The sequence below is a fragment of the Pseudomonas sp. R19M genome, from assembly GCF_050312585.1.
GTDB classification, from domain to species: Bacteria; Pseudomonadota; Gammaproteobacteria; order Pseudomonadales; family Pseudomonadaceae; genus Aquipseudomonas; species Aquipseudomonas palleroniana.
In genome coordinates this window covers 53,607-70,601 of record NZ_JBNPJV010000073.1, presented here as the reverse complement: position 1 = coordinate 70,601, position 16,995 = coordinate 53,607, and the positions used below count along the sequence as shown (strand labels likewise).

Here is a 16,995-nt window from a genome sequence, read left to right as displayed (position 1 = left end):
CCAGGCGCCTGAGCTCTTCCTGGAAGAACGCGGTGGCCGGTTTAGGGCGGCTGCGCCACCCAGCGCGGGGCAAGCCCGCTCACTACATGCGTCAGTTTTTACGGAAGACGAAGACCAGGCCGATGATGATCAAGCCCATGCCTGACAGGCTCAACGCTGCGAGCTTATTGCCGAAGATCAGGTAGTCCATGACCGCCGTCACCGCCGGCACCAGATAGAACAGGCTGGTGACGTTCACCAGGTTGCCCCGGGCGATCAGGCGGTACAGCAACAGCGTCGCCAACAACGACACCACCAGCCCCATCCACAGCACCGGCAGGTAAAAGCCGGCGCTGTGTTCATAGTGGAATGGCTGAAACGGTACAAACACCGCGCACAACAACAAGCCCGCCAGGTATTGCACCGGCAGCGTGCCCAAAGGGTTGTCGGTGATGCGCTTTTGCATGATCGAGCCAAAGGTCATGCTCGCCAGCGCCAGCAGCCCGAACAGCATCCCCGCCAGGGACATCCCGGACAAGCCGATGCCTTGATAGACCACCATGATCAGCCCCGCCAGCCCCAGGCCCAGGCCGAGCATCCGGCGCAATGAACGCTGACGTTCCATCAGCACCACGGTGAGGATCGGTTGTACCCCCATGATGGTTGCCATCACCCCCGGGGTGACTTTGAGGTCCAGGGCCAGCAGATAGAAAATCTGGTACGCGCCCAACAACACCAGCCCGGTTGCCACCGCATACCACAGCGGCTTGCCGGGACGCGGCAGTTTCAGTTTGAAGAGCGGTATCAGCAGCACCAGCCCGACCAGGGCGATAGCAAAACGGATCAACAGAAAAGCGAAGGGCGATGAATGGGCCAGGCCCAACTTGGAGAAAATCGCCCCGCTGCTCCACAGCAGCACAAACAGGCTCGTCGAGGCCGCCGCGGCCACGGATTGTTTCGAAAGAACAGACATGTTTACCACCTGTAATCAGGCAAAAAAAGCCGACTCAGCAAAGGCTGAAGTTCAATGGTTTTTTTCAGGCGGGCAGAGGGGAACAGCGATCAGCTGATCAGCCCGCGATGCCAACACCCGGCGGTGATACGACTGCGTACACCGGCGTGCTGCTGACAGGTGGGGGGTAATGACCGAACTGCACAAGCTGTTGGTTCCCGCACGGCACGACCACAGCGTTGATCGCTGAATCGACTACCGCTGTGCGTGGGGAAGCTGGCATGTGCTGATCTTTTTGAAGGGATAAAGACGCACCGACTATAACCAGCCGCAAACACATTTTGCAATCACCTGATCGCAACTATTGCGTGGAGGAGTTTTCATGCCTGGCTGGACTTGCGGCCGTTATAATGCCGCCCAGTTTTTTCCAAGGATGTCCCATGATCACTCTGCCCTGGCTGTACCTGGCGCTTCTTTCCATCGGCTACGTACTGGCCCTGACCTACGGGCAACTGGGCCTGCTGGCGGTCGTCTCGGTCGCCCTGCTGCTGATCGCCGGGTACGCCGTACGTCAGCAACGCACCCCTTGGGCGCGCTACCTCGGCCACGGTCTGTTCATAGTGTTGGCCCTGGGCCTGGCCATGCATTGGCTGCCGGGTTTCTACAATGGGCGCGGCATTGCCCCGCAGCGCTTCACCGCCGATGCAGTGCCTTTCTCGATGTACCTGAATCAGGACAAACCCCTGATCGGTTTCTGGCTACTGCTGGCCTGCCCGTGGATCGTGGCACGCCGTTCGCTGCGCCTGTCGATCTGTGTCGCCGCCCTGGCGCTGGTGCTGACAGCGGTTGCCGCGCTGGGTGGAGCGGCGTTGCTGGGCATCGTCAGTTGGGCGCCGAAATGGCCTGAACAGGCCTGGCTGTGGGTACTCAACAACCTGCTGCTGGTGACCCTGGTGGAAGAGGCGCTGTTCCGCGGCTACATCCAGGGCGGCCTGAGCCAACGCTTGAAGCACCTGCCCTATGGCGAAAACCTCGCGCTGCTGCTGGCCTCGCTCCTGTTCGGCCTGGTGCACCTGGGCGCAGGCTGGCAGTGGGTGCTGCTGGCGACCATTGCGGGCGCCGGGTATGGCCTGGCTTATCGCTTTGGTGGCTTGGGCGCCGCAATCGCCACGCATTTTGGCTTGAATCTGCTTCACTTCGGGTTGTTTACCTACCCGATGCTGGCCGGCTGATTGTTACAAAATTAAGTTAAATAAAAGCCTGCCGCGACCGATAACCCCTGAAAGCCTTGCGGATTGAACAATCATGCGTAATAACCAACCCGTTACACAGCGCGAACGTACCTTCCCCGCTCAGCAACGGTTGATCTCCACCACAGATGCCAAAGGGGTCATCACCTACTGCAACGACGCTTTCGTCGAAATCAGTGGGTTCTCCCGCGACGAACTGCTCCGCGCTCCGCACAACCTGGTGCGCCACCCGGATGTGCCGGCTGCGGTGTTCGGGCATATGTGGTCAACGCTCAAACAAGGCTTGCCATGGATGGGCATTGTCAAGAACCGCTGCAAGACCGGCGATCACTACTGGGTTAACGCCTATGTGACGCCCGTCTTCGAGGGCAACCAGGTGGTCGGCTACGAATCGGTGCGCGTCAAACCCACCGCCGAGCAGATCCGCCGGGCCGAAGCGCTCTATCAACGCATCAACCAGGGCAAGTCGGCGATTCCTCAGCGTGACAAGTGGCTGCCGGTGCTACAGGACTGGCTGCCGTTTATCCTGGTGAGCCAGTTGAGCTTCATGATCGGTGCGTCACTCAACTCCCACTGGGGCTTTGCCCTCGCGGCGGGGTTGTCGGTGCCACTCGGCCTGCTGGGCCTGAGCTGGCAACAGCGCGGCCTCAAGCGCCTGATGCGCCTGGCCGAGCAGACCACTTCCGACCCGTTGATCGCGCAGATGTACACCGACAGCCGCGGCTCACAGGCGCGCCTGGAGATGTCGATCCTCAGCCAGGAGGCACGCCTGAAGACTTGCCTTACGCGCTTGCAGGACACCGCCGAACACCTCAACGACCAGGCCGCACAGTCCAACACCCTGGCGCATAACAGCTCCAGCGGCCTGGAACGCCAGCGCGTGGAAACCGAACAGGTGGCGACCGCCGTCAACCAGATGGCGGCGACGACCCAGGAAGTGGCCAGCCACGTACAACGCACCGCCGACGCCACCCAGGAAGCCAATCGCCTGACCGGTCGTGGCCGCGACATCGCCGGGGAAACCCGCGAGGCGATTCAGCGCCTGTCCGTTGCCGTGGGTGAAACCGGCGTGACCGTCACCCAACTGGCCAAGGACAGCGATGAAATCGGCGGCGTGGTCGATGTGATCAAAGGCATCGCCGACCAGACCAACCTGCTGGCACTCAACGCCGCCATCGAAGCGGCCCGCGCCGGCGAAATGGGGCGTGGTTTTGCGGTAGTGGCCGACGAAGTACGCCAGTTGGCGCAACGTACGGCCGAGTCCACCGGGCAGATCCACACGTTGATCGCCAAGCTGCAGCAGACCGCCAGCGCCGCAGTACAAACCATGGACGCCGGGCATCGCCAGGCCGAAGAGGGTGTGGCACGGGTGATGGAAGCGGATCAGGCGTTGGTGGGCATCAGCGAAGCGGTCGCCCATATCACCGACATGACCACCCAGATCGCCGCCGCCACGGAGGAGCAAAGCTCGGTCGCCGAAGAGATCAGCCGCAACATCAGCACCATTGCGCTGTTGGCGGACCAGACCTCGGAACAGGCGCTGAACTCGGCGCAATTGAGTGAAGAGCTGACGCATACCGCCAATACCCAGTACTCGTTGGTAGAGCGTTTCAACCGGTAGATCGCGATCGGGGGCAAGCCCACTCCCACATTGGATCGGGTTCACAGATTGCTATGTGTGACGACAGTCCAGTGGGAGGGGGCTTGCCCCCGATTGGGCCCTATCAGGCACCGAGAAACTCAGCCACCTGCACCGCCGCAGCCTCCAGATGCTGCTCATGGCTGAACCCCGACGCCTTCAACGGCTTCAAATCATGATCCCCCGCCACCAGCCACATCACCTCGATGCTCGGCGATAACGCATACCCCTCGACCGCCTCCCGATTACCCAGGGCATCGCGCTCGCCCTGCACAATCAACGTCGCGGTGTTCAACCCGGCCAGGTGCTCGACCCGTGGCTTTTGCGGCTTGCCCACGGCATAGAACGGATACCCCAGGCACACCAGCCCATCGGCAGCCAATTCATCGGCCAACAAACTGGCCATGCGCCCGCCCATGGACTTGCCGCCAATCGCCAGTTTCCCAGCGACATGACGTCGCACCTCGACATACACCTCACGCCACGCCTGCAGCAGTTTCGGTGCCGGGTTCGGTGGGCGCTTGCCGCCGTCCAGCCGGCGCTGGGCCATGTAGGGAAATTCAAAGCGCAACACGTTCACGCCATGCCCGGCAAGGCGTGCAGCCATGTCGTTCATGAACGAGGAGTCCATCGGCGCACCGGCACCGTGGGCCAGGATCAGGGTCACAGGCTCACGCGCGCCCGCCCCTTGCGCGACATCCCACAACCAGCCGCGTTCCTGCACGCAGTGCGCCCATTGATCCCCGTCAATACTGGCCTTGTGCTCTTTGCCCATGCTTGCCTCGCTTTTTAGTCTGCCTATAACTCCAGCCCAAGTGCCGCATTGGCTTGGGTTGAACCGTGGATGGGGAACCATGAACACTACTTTAAGTACCGCCTATAACTACAAGGTGGTCCGCCAATTCGCCATTATGACGGTGGTGTGGGGCATCGTCGGCATGGGGCTCGGGGTTTTTCTCGCCGCCCAATTGGTCTGGCCTGCACTCAACTTCGATTTGCCCTGGACCAGCTTCGGCCGCTTGCGCCCGCTGCACACCAACGCGGTGATCTTCGCCTTCGGTGGCTGCGCGCTGTTCGCCAGCTCTTTTTACTCGGTACAACGCACCTGCCAGACGCAGCTGTTCGCGCCGAAAATCGCCGCATTCTGCTTCTGGGGCTGGCAACTGGTGATTGTGCTGGCGGCCATCAGCCTGCCGTTGGGCTACACCACCTCCAAGGAATACGCCGAGCTGGAATGGCCGATCGCCATTTTGATCGCCATCGTCTGGGTCGCCTACGGTGTGGTGTTCTTCGGCACGGTGATGAAGCGCAAGACCAAGCACATCTACGTCGGCAACTGGTTCTTCGGGGCGTTCATCATCACCGTGGCCATCCTGCACATCGTCAACCATGCCTCGCTGCCGGTAAGCTGGACCAAGTCCTACTCGGCCTACGGCGGTGCGACAGATGCCATGGTGCAATGGTGGTACGGGCATAACGCGGTCGGCTTTTTCCTGACGGCGGGCTTCCTCGGCATGATGTACTACTTCGTGCCCAAACAGGCCGAACGCCCGGTGTATTCCTACCGCTTGTCCATCGTGCACTTCTGGGCGCTGATCACCCTGTACATCTGGGCAGGCCCTCACCACCTGCACTACACCGCGCTGCCGGACTGGGCGCAGTCCCTGGGCATGGTGATGTCCCTGGTGCTGCTGGCACCGAGCTGGGGCGGCATGATCAACGGCATGATGACCCTCTCGGGGGCCTGGCATAAGCTGCGCAGCGACCCGATCCTGCGCTTCCTCGTGGTGTCCCTGGCGTTCTACGGCATGTCGACCTTCGAAGGCCCGATGATGGCGATCAAGACCGTCAACGCCCTCTCCCACTACACCGACTGGACCATCGGCCACGTACACGCCGGCGCCCTCGGTTGGGTGGCGATGATCTCCATCGGCGCGCTGTACCACATGATCCCGAAAGTCTTCGGCCGCGAGCAGATGTACAGCCTCGGCCTGATCAACGCGCACTTCTGGCTGGCCACCATCGGCACCGTGCTCTACATCGCCTCGATGTGGGTCAACGGCATCGCCCAGGGCCTGATGTGGCGTGCAGTCAACGAAGACGGCACCTTGACCTACTCCTTCGTCGAGACCCTGGTGGCCAGCCATCCGGGCTTCATCGTGCGCTTGGTGGGCGGTGCGGTGTTCCTCACCGGCATGTTGCTGATGGCTTACAACACATGGCGCACCGTGCGTTCGGCACAACCTGTCGAAGTCGCCGCTGCTGCGCAGATGGCCTGAGGAGTCCGTGATGAAACACGAAACGATTGAAAAGAACGTCGGCCTGCTGATGCTGCTGATGGTGTTCGCCGTAAGCATCGGCGGCCTGACCCAGATCGTCCCGCTGTTCTTCCAGGACGTGACCAACAAGCCGGTCGAAGGCATGAAGCCCTACACCGCGCTGCAACTGGAAGGCCGCGACATCTACATCCGCGAGGGCTGCGTACAGTGCCACTCGCAGATGATCCGCCCGTTCCGCGCCGAGACCGAGCGTTACGGTCACTACTCGGTAGCCGGCGAGAGCGTGTGGGACCACCCGTTCCTGTGGGGCTCCAAACGCACTGGGCCGGACCTGGCGCGCGTCGGCGCACGCTACTCGGACGATTGGCACCGCGCGCACTTGTACAACCCGCGCAACGTGGTGCCGGAGTCGAAAATGCCGGCCTACCCGTGGCTGGTCACCGCCCCCGTGGACAGCAGCCACACCGAAACCAAGTTGAAAGTGATGCGCACCCTCGGTGTGCCGTACACCGACGACGACATCAGTGGCGCCGTCGCCAGCCTCAAGGGCAAGACCGAGATGGACGCGCTGGTTGCGTACCTGCAAGTGCTCGGCACTGCCATCAAGAGCAAGAGGTGAGCCATGGGATTTGAATTCGATGCGGGCACCATCCGCGGCCTCGGCACGCTGGTGGTCGCCATCGCCTTTATCGGCCTGTCGCTGTGGGTGTTCAACAACCGGCGCAATGCGGAATTCGAGCAGGCACGCCTGCTGCCGTTCGCCGATGAACCTTCTCCATCCGACGCTCAAGAAGAGCCTGTAACAAGGAGCACTCGGCCATGACTACCTTTTGGAGTACATGGATCTGCGTACTGACCCTCGGCAGCCTGATCGGCCTGACCTGGCTATTGATCGGCACCCGCAAGGGCGAGACCAAGGGCAGTGTCGACCAGACCATGGGCCATGCCTTCGATGGCATCGAGGAATATGACAACCCGCTGCCCCAGTGGTGGTTCATGCTGTTCGCCGGCACCCTGGTGTTCGCCGTCGGCTATCTGATCCTCTACCCGGGCCTGGGCAACTGGAAAGGCGTATTGCCGGGCTATGAAGACGGTTGGACCCAGAATAAGGAATGGGACAAGGAAATGGCCAAGGCCGACGCCAAGTTCGGGCCGATCTTCGCCAAATTCTCAGCCATGCCCGTGGAAGAAGTCGCGAAAGATCCGCAAGCGCTGAAAATGGGCGGCCGCTTGTTCGCCTCCAACTGCGCGGTGTGCCACGGCTCGGATGCCAAGGGTGCCTATGGCTTCCCGAACCTGGCGGACAATATCTGGCGCTGGGGCGGTTCACCTGAAGCGATCAAGGCCACGATCTTGAACGGTCGTCACGCGGCAATGCCGGCCTGGGGTGAAATACTCGGCGAAGACGGGGTAAAAAACGTCGCCGCCTATGTGCGTCATGACCTGGCCAAGCTGCCATTGCCGGCCGACAGCACTGCCGACCTGGCCGCAGGCCAAGCGGCCTTCAACACCACGTGCGTGGCCTGCCACGGTCCGCAAGGCCACGGTATGGAAGCCATGGGCGCGCCGAACCTGACCGAGCCTGCCGGGTTTATCTACGGCACCAGCCTGGCGCAGCTGCAGCAGACCATCCGTCACGGCCGCCAAGGCCAGATGCCGGCGCAGGACGTGCTGCAAGGTAATGACAAGGTGCACCTGCTCGCCGCCTACGTTTATAGCCTGTCGCACAACGCTGATGGCGCAACGCCAGAAAGCCAGTCGCAATAACCCCTGAACACCGCTCCACTACGGGGCGGCACCTTACCAGTGGCGAGGGAGCTTGCTCCCGCTGGGCTGCGAAGCAGCCCCAAAACCTTAGGAGCGCTTCGCACTCCAGCGGGAGCAAGCTCCCTCGCCACAGGGGGACTTTTAACGCGACCAAGTGTCACACCCTTCCAAAGCACAACTTTCCCCTCTCGCCATTCGGGTCTACGCTTGCTTGCACAGCGGACTGATCCTGGCGTACGCACGACTATTGTTGCGGCCCCCAAATTTTCTTGTCCACTTGATCAGCTTTTGATTTCGGATTTTGTCCTTACACCAAACATGGAAAGGGCGCAGAATCTGGCGTGGAACGCATTGATACAGGTCAGTCATTGCGTTGCAATGACCCATCGCTTTCTACATACTTGCGGCCGATTTTACCTATAAAAAAACCTAAACCGTGGAACCTTAGAATGAGCACAGCAATCAGTCCGACTGCTTATAACTATAAGGTAGTCCGCCAGTTCGCCATCATGACGGTGGTCTGGGGGATCCTTGGCATGGGGCTCGGGGTGTTCATCGCCTCGCAACTGGTCTGGCCGCAATTGAATTTCGGCTTGCCATGGACGACCTTCGGCCGCCTGCGCCCGCTGCACACTAACCTGGTGATTTTCGCCTTCGGCGGATGTGCATTGTTTGCCACCTCCTACTATGTCGTGCAGCGAACCTGCCAGACGCGACTGATCTCCGACGGCCTCGCCGCATTCACCTTCTGGGGCTGGCAAGCCGTGATCCTCGGCGCCATCATCACCCTGCCGCTGGGCTACACCACCACCAAGGAATACGCCGAGCTGGAATGGCCGATCGCCATTTTGCTCGCCATCGTGTGGGTGACCTACGCCGTGGTGTTCTTCGGCACCATCGTCAAGCGCAAGACCAAGCACATCTATGTGGGTAACTGGTTCTACGGCGCGTTCATCCTGGTCACGGCGATGCTGCACATCGTCAACCACGCCTCCTTGCCGGTGAGCTGGTTCAAATCCTACTCGGCCTACGCCGGGGCAACGGATGCGATGATCCAGTGGTGGTATGGCCACAACGCCGTAGGCTTCTTCCTTACCACTGGTTTCCTGGGGATGATGTACTACTTCGTGCCCAAGCAGGCCGAACGGCCGATCTACTCGTATCGCCTGTCCATCGTGCACTTCTGGGCACTGATCACCCTGTACATCTGGGCCGGCCCGCACCACCTGCACTACACCGCGCTGCCGGATTGGGCGCAGTCCCTGGGCATGGCGATGTCGATCATCCTGCTGGCCCCGAGCTGGGGCGGCATGATCAACGGCATGATGACCCTGTCGGGCGCCTGGCATAAATTGCGCACCGACCCGATCCTGCGCTTCCTCGTGGTGTCCCTGGCGTTCTACGGCATGTCGACCTTCGAAGGCCCGATGATGGCGATCAAGACCGTCAACTCGCTGTCGCACTACACCGACTGGACCATCGGCCACGTACACGCCGGCGCCCTCGGTTGGGTGGCGATGATCTCCATCGGCGCGCTGTACCACATGATCCCCAAACTGTTCGGCCGTGCGCAGATGCACAGCGTCGGGCTGATCAACACGCACTTCTGGCTGGCCACCATCGGCACCGTGCTCTACATCGCCTCGATGTGGGTCAACGGCATCACCCAGGGCCTGATGTGGCGTGCGATCAACGATGACGGCACCCTCACCTACTCCTTCGTCGAAGCGCTGCAAGCCAGCCATCCGGGCTACATCGTCCGTGCCCTGGGCGGTGCGTTCTTTGCCGCCGGCATGCTGTTCATGGCCTACAACGTCTGGCGCACCGTGCGTGCCTCGGACCCTGCAGAAGCCGAAGCCGCCGCCAAGATCGCCGTTGTGGGAGCCCACTGATGAAGCATGAAGTAGTCGAGAAGAATATCGGCCTGCTGGCCTTCTTCATGGTCATCGCCGTGAGTATCGGCGGCCTGACCCAGATCGTCCCGCTGTTCTTCCAGGACGTCACCAACAAACCGGTCGAAGGCATGAAGCCGCGCACCGCCCTTGAACTGGAAGGCCGCGACGTCTACATCGCCAACGGCTGTGTCGGCTGCCACTCGCAGATGATCCGCCCGTTCCGCGCCGAAACCGAACGCTACGGCCACTATTCTGTTGCCGGTGAAAGCGTGTGGGACCACCCGTTCCTGTGGGGTTCCAAGCGTACCGGGCCGGACCTGGCCCGTGTCGGCGGGCGTTACTCCGATGACTGGCAGCGTGCGCACTTGTACAACCCGCGCAACGTTGTGCCGGAGTCGAAAATGCCGGCGTATCCGTTCCTCGTGGAAAACAAGCTCGACGGCAAGGACACTGCGAAGAAGATGGAAGTCTTGCGCACCCTGGGCGTGCCCTACACCGATGAAGACATCGCCGGTGCAGCCGCCGCTGTGAAGGGCAAGACCGAAATGGACGCATTGGTGGCCTACCTGCAGGGCCTTGGCACCCTCATCAAAAGCAAACGGTGACCTACATGGATATCGGGATGATTCGAGGCCTGGGCACCGTTGTGGTGATGGTGGCCTTTATCGGCCTGGCGTTGTGGGTATTCAGCCCCAAGCGCAAGTCGGAGTTTGACGACGCGACCATGCTGCCCTTTGCGGATGATCCCGAAGCCATCAAGCACGTCGAGCAAGCTTCTAGGAGTAACAAAGAATGACTACGTTCTGGAGTCTGTACGTCACAGTCCTCAGTCTGGGTACCATCTTCGCCCTGACCTGGCTGCTGCTGTCCACCCGCCGGGGCCAGCGCGCCGAGCAGACCGACGAAACCGTCGGCCACTCGTTCGACGGCATCGAGGAGTACGACAACCCGCTGCCCAAATGGTGGTTCATGCTGTTCGTCGGCACCATCATCTTCGCCCTCGGCTACCTGGCGCTGTATCCCGGCCTCGGCAATTGGAAGGGCTTGCTGCCCGGCTACAACTACCTCGACACCGACAAGCAAACCCCATTCGCCAACGGCCAGACCGGCTGGACCGGCGTGCACGAATGGGAAAAGGAAATGGCCAAGTCAGACGCCAAGTTCGGCCCGATCTTCGCCAAGTTCGCCGCAATGCCGATTGAAGAAGTCGCCAAAGACCCGCAAGCCCTGAAGATGGGAGGTCGCCTGTTCGCCTCCAACTGTTCGGTGTGCCACGGTTCCGACGCCAAGGGCGCCTACGGTTTCCCCAACCTCACCGATGCCGATTGGCGCTGGGGTGGCGAACCGGCCACCATCAAGGAAACCATCATGAAAGGCCGCCACGCAGTGATGCCGGCGTGGGCCGAGGTGATCGGCGAACAAGGCGTGGCCGACGTGGCAGCCTTTGTGGTGACCAACCTCGACGGCCGCAAGTTGCCGGAAGGGGCCAAAGCCGACGCGGCCAACGGCGCGAAACTCTTCGCCGCCAACTGCGTGGCCTGCCACGGTCCCGCCGGTAAAGGCACCCCGGCGATGGGCGCCCCCGACCTGACTCATCCGGGTGCATTCATCTACGGCTCCAGCTTCGCCCAACTGCAGCAGACCATCCGTTACGGCCGCCAGGGCCAGATGCCTGCCCAGGAGCAACTGCAAGGCAATGACAAGGTGCATCTGCTGGCGGCATATGTCTACAGCCTGTCCCATGGGGATAAGCAGACCGAAGAGCAGTAAACCTGACTATCAACAAAGCCCTGCGCAGCGACAGCTACGCAGGGCTTTGTTGTTTGTTCCCCCACAGAATGACCACTCGTAGCCTCGGACTTGCTCCTGCTAGAACCTAAGTAGTAACGTGCCTACATAAAATCTGACGAAGGGGGATACCCCATGACCATCACCACCATTTCCAGCCGGGAATTCAATCAAGACACAAGTGGTGCCAAAAAAGCCGCTCGCCAAGGGCCGGTTTTTATCACCGATCGCGGCAAGCCTGCCCATGTCCTGCTAAGCATTGAGGACTACCAGAAACTGACAGGCCTCGATGCTGACATCGTTGACCTGCTGGTGATGTCGGAAGCGGCCGATATCGAGTTCGAAACCGAACGTGCCGTGATCATCCATCGACCTGTGGACCTCTCTTGATGTACCTGCTCGACACCAACGTAATCTCTGAACTTCGTAAACCCCAGGCTGACGCCAAAGTCGTCGCCTGGGCAAAAAGTGTCATTGCTCCACGCATGTTCATCTCGGCTATCACCCTCAAGGAGCTGGAGACCGGCGTCTTGCGCATTGAACGTCGAGACCCAATGCAAGGGAAGGTGTTACGAACCTGGCTGAAAAAGCACGTAATGCCCGCCTTTGATGCCAGGATCCTGCCTGTCGATGCCGCAGTTGCGCTGCGTTGTGCGCAATTGCATGTACCCGACCAGGCTAATGAGAGTGATGCACTGATCGCCGCGACAGCGCTGGTGCATGGGCTGACCGTCGTGACGCGCAATGTCTGCGACTTTCGATCCAGCGGCGTTCCGTTGCTCAATCCATGGAACGAATGACCCGCCTTGACGCAAAAACCGTCCATACTTCCCAAGTCAATTGATCCAGATCACATATACCATCAATTGAATTCCCCCAACGCGACCAAAGGTCGCACCCTTGCAGCACCACCGGGGGCGTATCATTAGGCCACTGCCACACCCCAATTTGACCCCGGCCGGCACGTACTGGCCGAGGCAAGTCTCCACCGCCGTGGGATGCAATGATGAGCAACCAGATACCGGTACATGACGTTACCCCGCCTGCCAAAAACGCCAGCAACACGGTCGATCTCTACGCCTCGCGAGAGAAGATCTACACCCGCGCCTTCACCGGCCTGTTCCGTAATTTGCGCATGCTCGGCGGTGCCGGTCTGTTCCTGCTCTATTTCGGCACGGTATGGCTGAACTGGGGGGGCCACCAGGCAGTGTGGTGGAACCTGCCGGAACGTAAATTCTTCATTTTTGGCGCGACCTTCTGGCCCCAGGATTTCATCCTGCTGTCGGGCCTGTTGATCATTGCCGCATTCGGCCTGTTCTTTATCACGGTGTACGCCGGACGCGTGTGGTGCGGTTATACCTGCCCGCAAAGCGTGTGGACCTGGATCTTCATGTGGTGCGAAAAAGTCACCGAAGGCGATCGCAACCAGCGCATCAAGCTCGACAAAGCGCCGATGGGCATCAACAAGTTCCTGCGAAAATTGAGCAAGCACAGCCTGTGGCTGTCGATCGGCTTTGTCACCGGCATGACCTTTGTCGGCTACTTCTCGCCGATCCGCGAGCTGGTGTTCGACTTCTTCACCGGCCAGGCCGATGGCTGGTCCTATTTCTGGGTGGGCTTCTTCACCCTCGCCACCTATGGCAACGCCGGCTGGCTACGCGAACAGGTGTGCATCTACATGTGCCCGTACGCACGCTTCCAGAGCGTGATGTTCGACAAAGACACCTTGATCGTCTCCTACGACCCGCGTCGCGGTGAAGTGCGTGGCCCGCGCAAAAAAGGCGTCGACTACAAGGCCCAGGGCCTGGGCGATTGCATCGATTGCACGATGTGCGTGCAGGTCTGTCCGACCGGGATCGACATCCGCGACGGCCTGCAAATCGAATGCATCGGTTGCGCCGCCTGTATCGACGCGTGCGACAACATCATGGACAAGATGGACTACCCACGTGGCCTGATCAGCTACACCACCGAGCACAACCTGTCCGGGCAGAAGACTCACAAGCTGCGCCCACGATTGATCGGCTACGCCCTGGTCCTGCTGGCGATGATCAGCCTGCTGGTCACGGCATTTTTCATGCGCTCGCTGGTGGGCTTCGACGTCAGCAAAGACCGCGTGCTCTACCGCGAAAACGCCGAAGGCCGCATCGAAAACGTCTACAGCCTGAAGATCATGAACAAAGACCAGCGCGACCACACCTACGTGCTCGACGCAGCGGGCCTGCCGGACCTCAAGCTGCAAGGCCGCCGCGAGATCAAAGTTGCCGCCGGGGATATCTTCAGCATGCCGGTGGAACTGTCCAGCGCCCCCGAGCAACTGCCGTCTAGCACCAACGAGGTGAAATTCATCCTCAAGGATGCCGATGACGACAGCGTCCACGTTGAAGCCAAGAGCCGATTCATCGGCCCCCAGGTCCGATAAACAAAAAGCCCGTTAAAAGAGAGCGCCACAATGCCCGCAGCAACTGCCGCAAGCCCTTGGTACAAGCACCTCTGGCCCTGGATCATCATTGGCATCCTGGCCTGCTCGGTGACCTTGACCCTGTCCATGGTGACTATCGCGGTGAAAAACCCCGACAACCTGGTCAACGACAACTATTACGAGGCCGGCAAAGGCATCAACCGCTCCCTGGATCGCGAACAACTGGCGCAGACCCTGCAACTGCGTGCATCGGTGCACCTGGACGAGCTGACTGGCGAAGTCGACCTGCGCCTGACCGGCAACAGCAACCCGAATACGCTGGAGTTGAACCTGATTTCGCCAACCCAACCGCAGAAGGACCGCAAGATCATCCTGACCCGTAGCGACAGCGAACCCGGGCGCTACATCGGTCAGGTCACCGACAAGGTCGACGGCCGACGCTTCGTGGAACTGCTCGGCGTAGAAGGTGACAAGACCTGGCGCCTGTTCGAAGAAGAGCAGGTCAGCCACGACAAGGACCTGCTGTTGGGTGACGAACCGCTGCAAGGTGCTGAAGACCAGTAACCCGACCATGACCAGCCCCATCCCCTGCTACCACTGCGCCCTGCCCGTCCCGGCGGGCAGCCGGTTTACCGCGCAGATCCTGGGTGAACCCCGTGAGTTGTGTTGCCCAGGCTGCCAGGCGGTGGCCGAAGCCATCGTCGCCGGTGGGCTGGAAAGCTACTACCAGCACCGCAGCGAAGCCTCGGCCAACCCCGAGGCGTTGCCGGTGCAACTCGTGGACGAATTGGCGCTGTACGACCGCGCCGACGTGCAAAAGCCCTTTGTCCGCCACGAAGGCGAACTGGCGGAAGCCACCCTGTTGATGGAAGGCATCAGTTGCGCCGCGTGTGGCTGGCTGATCGAAAAACACCTGCGCAGCCTGCCCGCTGTGGCGGAGGCGCGGCTGAACCTGTCCAACCATCGCTTGCAGGTCCGCTGGGCCGACGGTCAATTGCCGTTGAGCCGGTTGCTCAGTGAACTGCGTCATATCGGCTATGCCGCCCACCCCTATCAGGCCGACCGCGCAGCCGAGCAATTGGCTGGCGAGAACCGCCTGGCCCTGCGTCAGTTGGGGGTGGCCGGTTTGTTGTGGTTCCAGGCGATGATGGCAACCATGGCGACCTGGCCTGAATTCAACATCGATTTGAGCCCGGAACTGCATGTGATCCTGCGCTGGGTGGCGATGTTTCTCACAACTCCCATCGTGTTCTACAGCTGCGCGCCGTTTTTCAAGGGCGCCCTGCGCGACTTGCGTACACGTCACCTGACCATGGATGTGTCGGTGTCCCTGGCGATTGGCGGCGCGTACCTGGCGGGCATCTGGACCGCGATTACCGGCTCCGGCGAACTGTATTTCGACGCGGTGGGCATGTTCGCGCTGTTCCTGCTGGCCGGCCGCTATCTGGAGCGCCGCGCTCGCGAGCGCACCGCCGCCGCCACCGCGCAGTTGGTCAACCTGTTGCCCGCCTCGTGCCTGCGCCTGAACAGCGATGGGCAGAGCGAGCGCATCCTGCTCAGTGAGTTGGTGTTGGGTGATCGGGTATTGGTACATCCGGGCGCCGTCCTGCCGGCCGACGGGGTGATTCTCGAGGGTCAGTCGAGCATCGACGAATCGCTGCTGACCGGCGAATACCTGCCGCAATCGCGCTTTACCGGTGACACCGTCACCGCCGGTACGCTTAACGTCGAAGGCGCGCTGACCGTCGAGGTGCGCGCCTTGGGCCATGACACCCGCCTGTCGGCCATCGTGCGCCTGCTGGAGCGCGCCCAGGCCGAGAAACCGCGCCTGGCGCAAATCGCCGACCGCGCGGCGCAGTGGTTCCTGTTGTGCTCACTGGTCGCCGCGCTGCTGATCGGCCTGGCGTGGTGGCAACTGGACCCGACGCGGGCGTTCTGGATCGTCCTGGCAATGCTGGTGGCGACCTGCCCTTGTGCGCTGTCGCTGGCCACCCCGACCGCCCTCACCGCCGCCACCGGCACCCTGCACAAACTCGGGCTGCTGCTGACCCGCGGCCATGTACTGGAGGGTTTGAACCAGATCGATACGGTGATTTTCGACAAGACCGGCACCCTGACCGAAGGTCGCCTGGCGTTACGTGCCATACGTCCCGTGGGCGCGTTGAACAGCGATGACTGCCTGAGCCTCGCCGCCGCCCTCGAAAACCGCTCCGAACACCCCATCGCCCGAGCCTTCGGGCGCGCGCCGTTGGCCGCTGAAGAGGTCATCAGTGCCCCAGGGCTGGGGCTGGAGGGGCGCGTGGGCGAACGCCGCTTGCGCATCGGCCAGGCCGCCTTTGTCTGCGAACTGAGTGGGTGCCCGCTGCCTGAGGCACCGGACGCAGCCGGCCAATGGCTGCTGTTGGGCGACAGCCATGGCGCCCTGGCCTGGTTCGTGCTGGATGACCGCTTGCGCAGCGATGCAGCGTCCCTGCTGGCTGCGTGCAAGGCCCGTGGCTGGCGCACGCTGTTGCTGTCCGGTGACAGTTCGCCAATGGTCGCCAGCGTCGCCGCCGACCTGGGCATCGACGAAGCACACGGCGGCCTGCGCCCGGATGACAAGCTGCGGGTGCTGCAACGCTTGCACCAGGAAGGCCGCACCGTGCTGATGCTGGGTGATGGCGTCAACGATGTACCGGTGCTGGCCGCCGCCGATATCAGCGTGGCCATGGGGTCGGCCACGGACCTGGCGAAAACCAGCGCCGACGCCGTGCTACTGTCCAACCGCCTCGATGCCCTGGTGCAAGCCTTTAGCCTGGCGCGGCGTACCCGGCGGGTCATCATCGAGAATCTGCTGTGGGCCGGGCTGTACAATGGCCTTATGCTGCCGTTTGCCGCCCTGGGTTGGATCACCCCGATCTGGGCCGCGATCGGCATGTCCCTCAGTTCCTTGACTGTGGTGCTCAATGCGCTGCGCCTGGCTCGTCTGCCGAATGCGCAGCCAGCCGGCGCCCCTTTGGTAACCCGCCCGCTGCCGGTTTGAGG

17 protein-coding genes are annotated in these 16,995 nt (G+C 61.5%); 15 read left to right on the top strand and 2 right to left on the bottom strand.

Annotation, left to right across the window (positions count from 1 at the left end; translation table 11 throughout):
- Positions 1–91: 91 nt before the first annotated feature.
- Positions 92–952 carry a DMT family transporter gene (locus tag ACQRBT_RS15700; RefSeq protein WP_060756144.1) on the bottom strand — a complete coding sequence of 287 codons (861 nt, stop codon included), beginning with the start codon at positions 950–952 and terminating at the stop codon, positions 92–94.
- A gap of 419 nt (positions 953–1,371) precedes the next feature.
- Between ACQRBT_RS15700 and ACQRBT_RS15695 the strand changes: the two genes are divergently transcribed.
- Complete coding sequence (locus ACQRBT_RS15695; RefSeq protein WP_060756145.1) at positions 1,372–2,163, top strand: CPBP family intramembrane glutamic endopeptidase; 792 nt, start codon at positions 1,372–1,374, stop codon at positions 2,161–2,163.
- A 73-nt stretch (positions 2,164–2,236) separates the two neighbouring features.
- The gene (locus ACQRBT_RS15690) at positions 2,237–3,802 is read left to right on the top strand and encodes a methyl-accepting chemotaxis protein (RefSeq protein WP_060756146.1); all 1,566 of its coding nucleotides are present in this window, start codon (positions 2,237–2,239) and stop codon (positions 3,800–3,802) included.
- A 103-nt stretch (positions 3,803–3,905) separates the two neighbouring features.
- Here the strand turns inward: ACQRBT_RS15690 and ACQRBT_RS15685 are convergent, their stop codons facing one another.
- Positions 3,906–4,595, bottom strand: a complete 690-nt coding sequence (locus ACQRBT_RS15685) for an alpha/beta family hydrolase (RefSeq protein WP_104994481.1) — start codon at positions 4,593–4,595, stop codon at positions 3,906–3,908.
- 79 nt (positions 4,596–4,674) lie between these two features.
- On the opposite strand from ACQRBT_RS15685, the gene ccoN (ACQRBT_RS15680) reads away from it, so the two are divergent.
- The 13 genes from ccoN (ACQRBT_RS15680) (at position 4,675) to ACQRBT_RS15620 (ending at position 16,993) form a co-directional block, all read left to right on the top strand.
- Positions 4,675–6,099: a cytochrome-c oxidase, cbb3-type subunit I gene (ccoN, locus tag ACQRBT_RS15680; RefSeq protein ID WP_090369385.1), complete on the top strand. Its 1,425-nt coding sequence runs from the start codon at positions 4,675–4,677 to the stop codon at positions 6,097–6,099.
- A 10-nt stretch (positions 6,100–6,109) separates the two neighbouring features.
- Positions 6,110–6,718: a cytochrome-c oxidase, cbb3-type subunit II gene (ccoO, locus tag ACQRBT_RS15675; RefSeq protein ID WP_060756149.1), complete on the top strand. Its 609-nt coding sequence runs from the start codon at positions 6,110–6,112 to the stop codon at positions 6,716–6,718.
- Between the two features lie 3 nt (positions 6,719–6,721).
- The gene (locus ACQRBT_RS15670; protein ID WP_060756150.1) at positions 6,722–6,922 is read left to right on the top strand and encodes a cbb3-type cytochrome oxidase subunit 3; all 201 of its coding nucleotides are present in this window, start codon (positions 6,722–6,724) and stop codon (positions 6,920–6,922) included.
- Positions 6,919–7,866, top strand: a complete 948-nt coding sequence (ccoP, locus tag ACQRBT_RS15665; RefSeq protein ID WP_104994482.1) for a cytochrome-c oxidase, cbb3-type subunit III — start codon at positions 6,919–6,921, stop codon at positions 7,864–7,866. Before ACQRBT_RS15670 ends, ccoP (ACQRBT_RS15665) begins: the two co-directional genes overlap by 4 nt.
- Positions 7,867–8,315: 449 nt before the next feature.
- Positions 8,316–9,758 carry a cytochrome-c oxidase, cbb3-type subunit I gene (gene ccoN / locus ACQRBT_RS15660; RefSeq protein ID WP_060756152.1) on the top strand — a complete coding sequence of 481 codons (1,443 nt, stop codon included), beginning with the start codon at positions 8,316–8,318 and terminating at the stop codon, positions 9,756–9,758.
- The gene (gene ccoO, locus ACQRBT_RS15655) at positions 9,758–10,366 is read left to right on the top strand and encodes a cytochrome-c oxidase, cbb3-type subunit II (protein ID WP_025854274.1); all 609 of its coding nucleotides are present in this window, start codon (positions 9,758–9,760) and stop codon (positions 10,364–10,366) included. The genes ccoN (ACQRBT_RS15660) and ccoO (ACQRBT_RS15655) overlap by 1 nt, the downstream gene beginning before the upstream one ends.
- A 5-nt stretch (positions 10,367–10,371) precedes the next feature.
- Complete coding sequence (locus tag ACQRBT_RS15650) at positions 10,372–10,557, top strand: CcoQ/FixQ family Cbb3-type cytochrome c oxidase assembly chaperone (RefSeq protein ID WP_016775513.1); 186 nt, start codon at positions 10,372–10,374, stop codon at positions 10,555–10,557.
- A complete protein-coding gene (gene ccoP / locus ACQRBT_RS15645; RefSeq protein ID WP_060756153.1) occupies positions 10,554–11,531 on the top strand; it encodes a cytochrome-c oxidase, cbb3-type subunit III in 978 nt (325 codons plus the stop codon). Before ACQRBT_RS15650 ends, ccoP (ACQRBT_RS15645) begins: the two co-directional genes overlap by 4 nt.
- Before the next feature lie 153 nt (positions 11,532–11,684).
- Complete coding sequence (locus ACQRBT_RS15640; protein ID WP_060756154.1) at positions 11,685–11,939, top strand: type II toxin-antitoxin system Phd/YefM family antitoxin; 255 nt, start codon at positions 11,685–11,687, stop codon at positions 11,937–11,939.
- Positions 11,939–12,349, top strand: a complete 411-nt coding sequence (locus ACQRBT_RS15635; RefSeq protein WP_244385315.1) for a type II toxin-antitoxin system VapC family toxin — start codon at positions 11,939–11,941, stop codon at positions 12,347–12,349. The genes ACQRBT_RS15640 and ACQRBT_RS15635 overlap by 1 nt, the downstream gene beginning before the upstream one ends.
- Positions 12,350–12,555: 206 nt before the next feature.
- Positions 12,556–13,971 carry a cytochrome c oxidase accessory protein CcoG gene (gene ccoG, locus ACQRBT_RS15630; RefSeq protein ID WP_060756156.1) on the top strand — a complete coding sequence of 472 codons (1,416 nt, stop codon included), beginning with the start codon at positions 12,556–12,558 and terminating at the stop codon, positions 13,969–13,971.
- A 30-nt stretch (positions 13,972–14,001) separates the two neighbouring features.
- Entirely contained in the window at positions 14,002–14,535 is a 534-nt protein-coding gene (locus tag ACQRBT_RS15625; protein ID WP_060756157.1) for a FixH family protein, read from the top strand.
- A gap of 7 nt (positions 14,536–14,542) precedes the next feature.
- Positions 14,543–16,993, top strand: coding sequence for a heavy metal translocating P-type ATPase (locus ACQRBT_RS15620; RefSeq protein ID WP_412047126.1), 2,451 nt, complete (start codon positions 14,543–14,545; stop codon positions 16,991–16,993).
- The last annotated feature ends 2 nt before the right edge of the window (positions 16,994–16,995 follow it).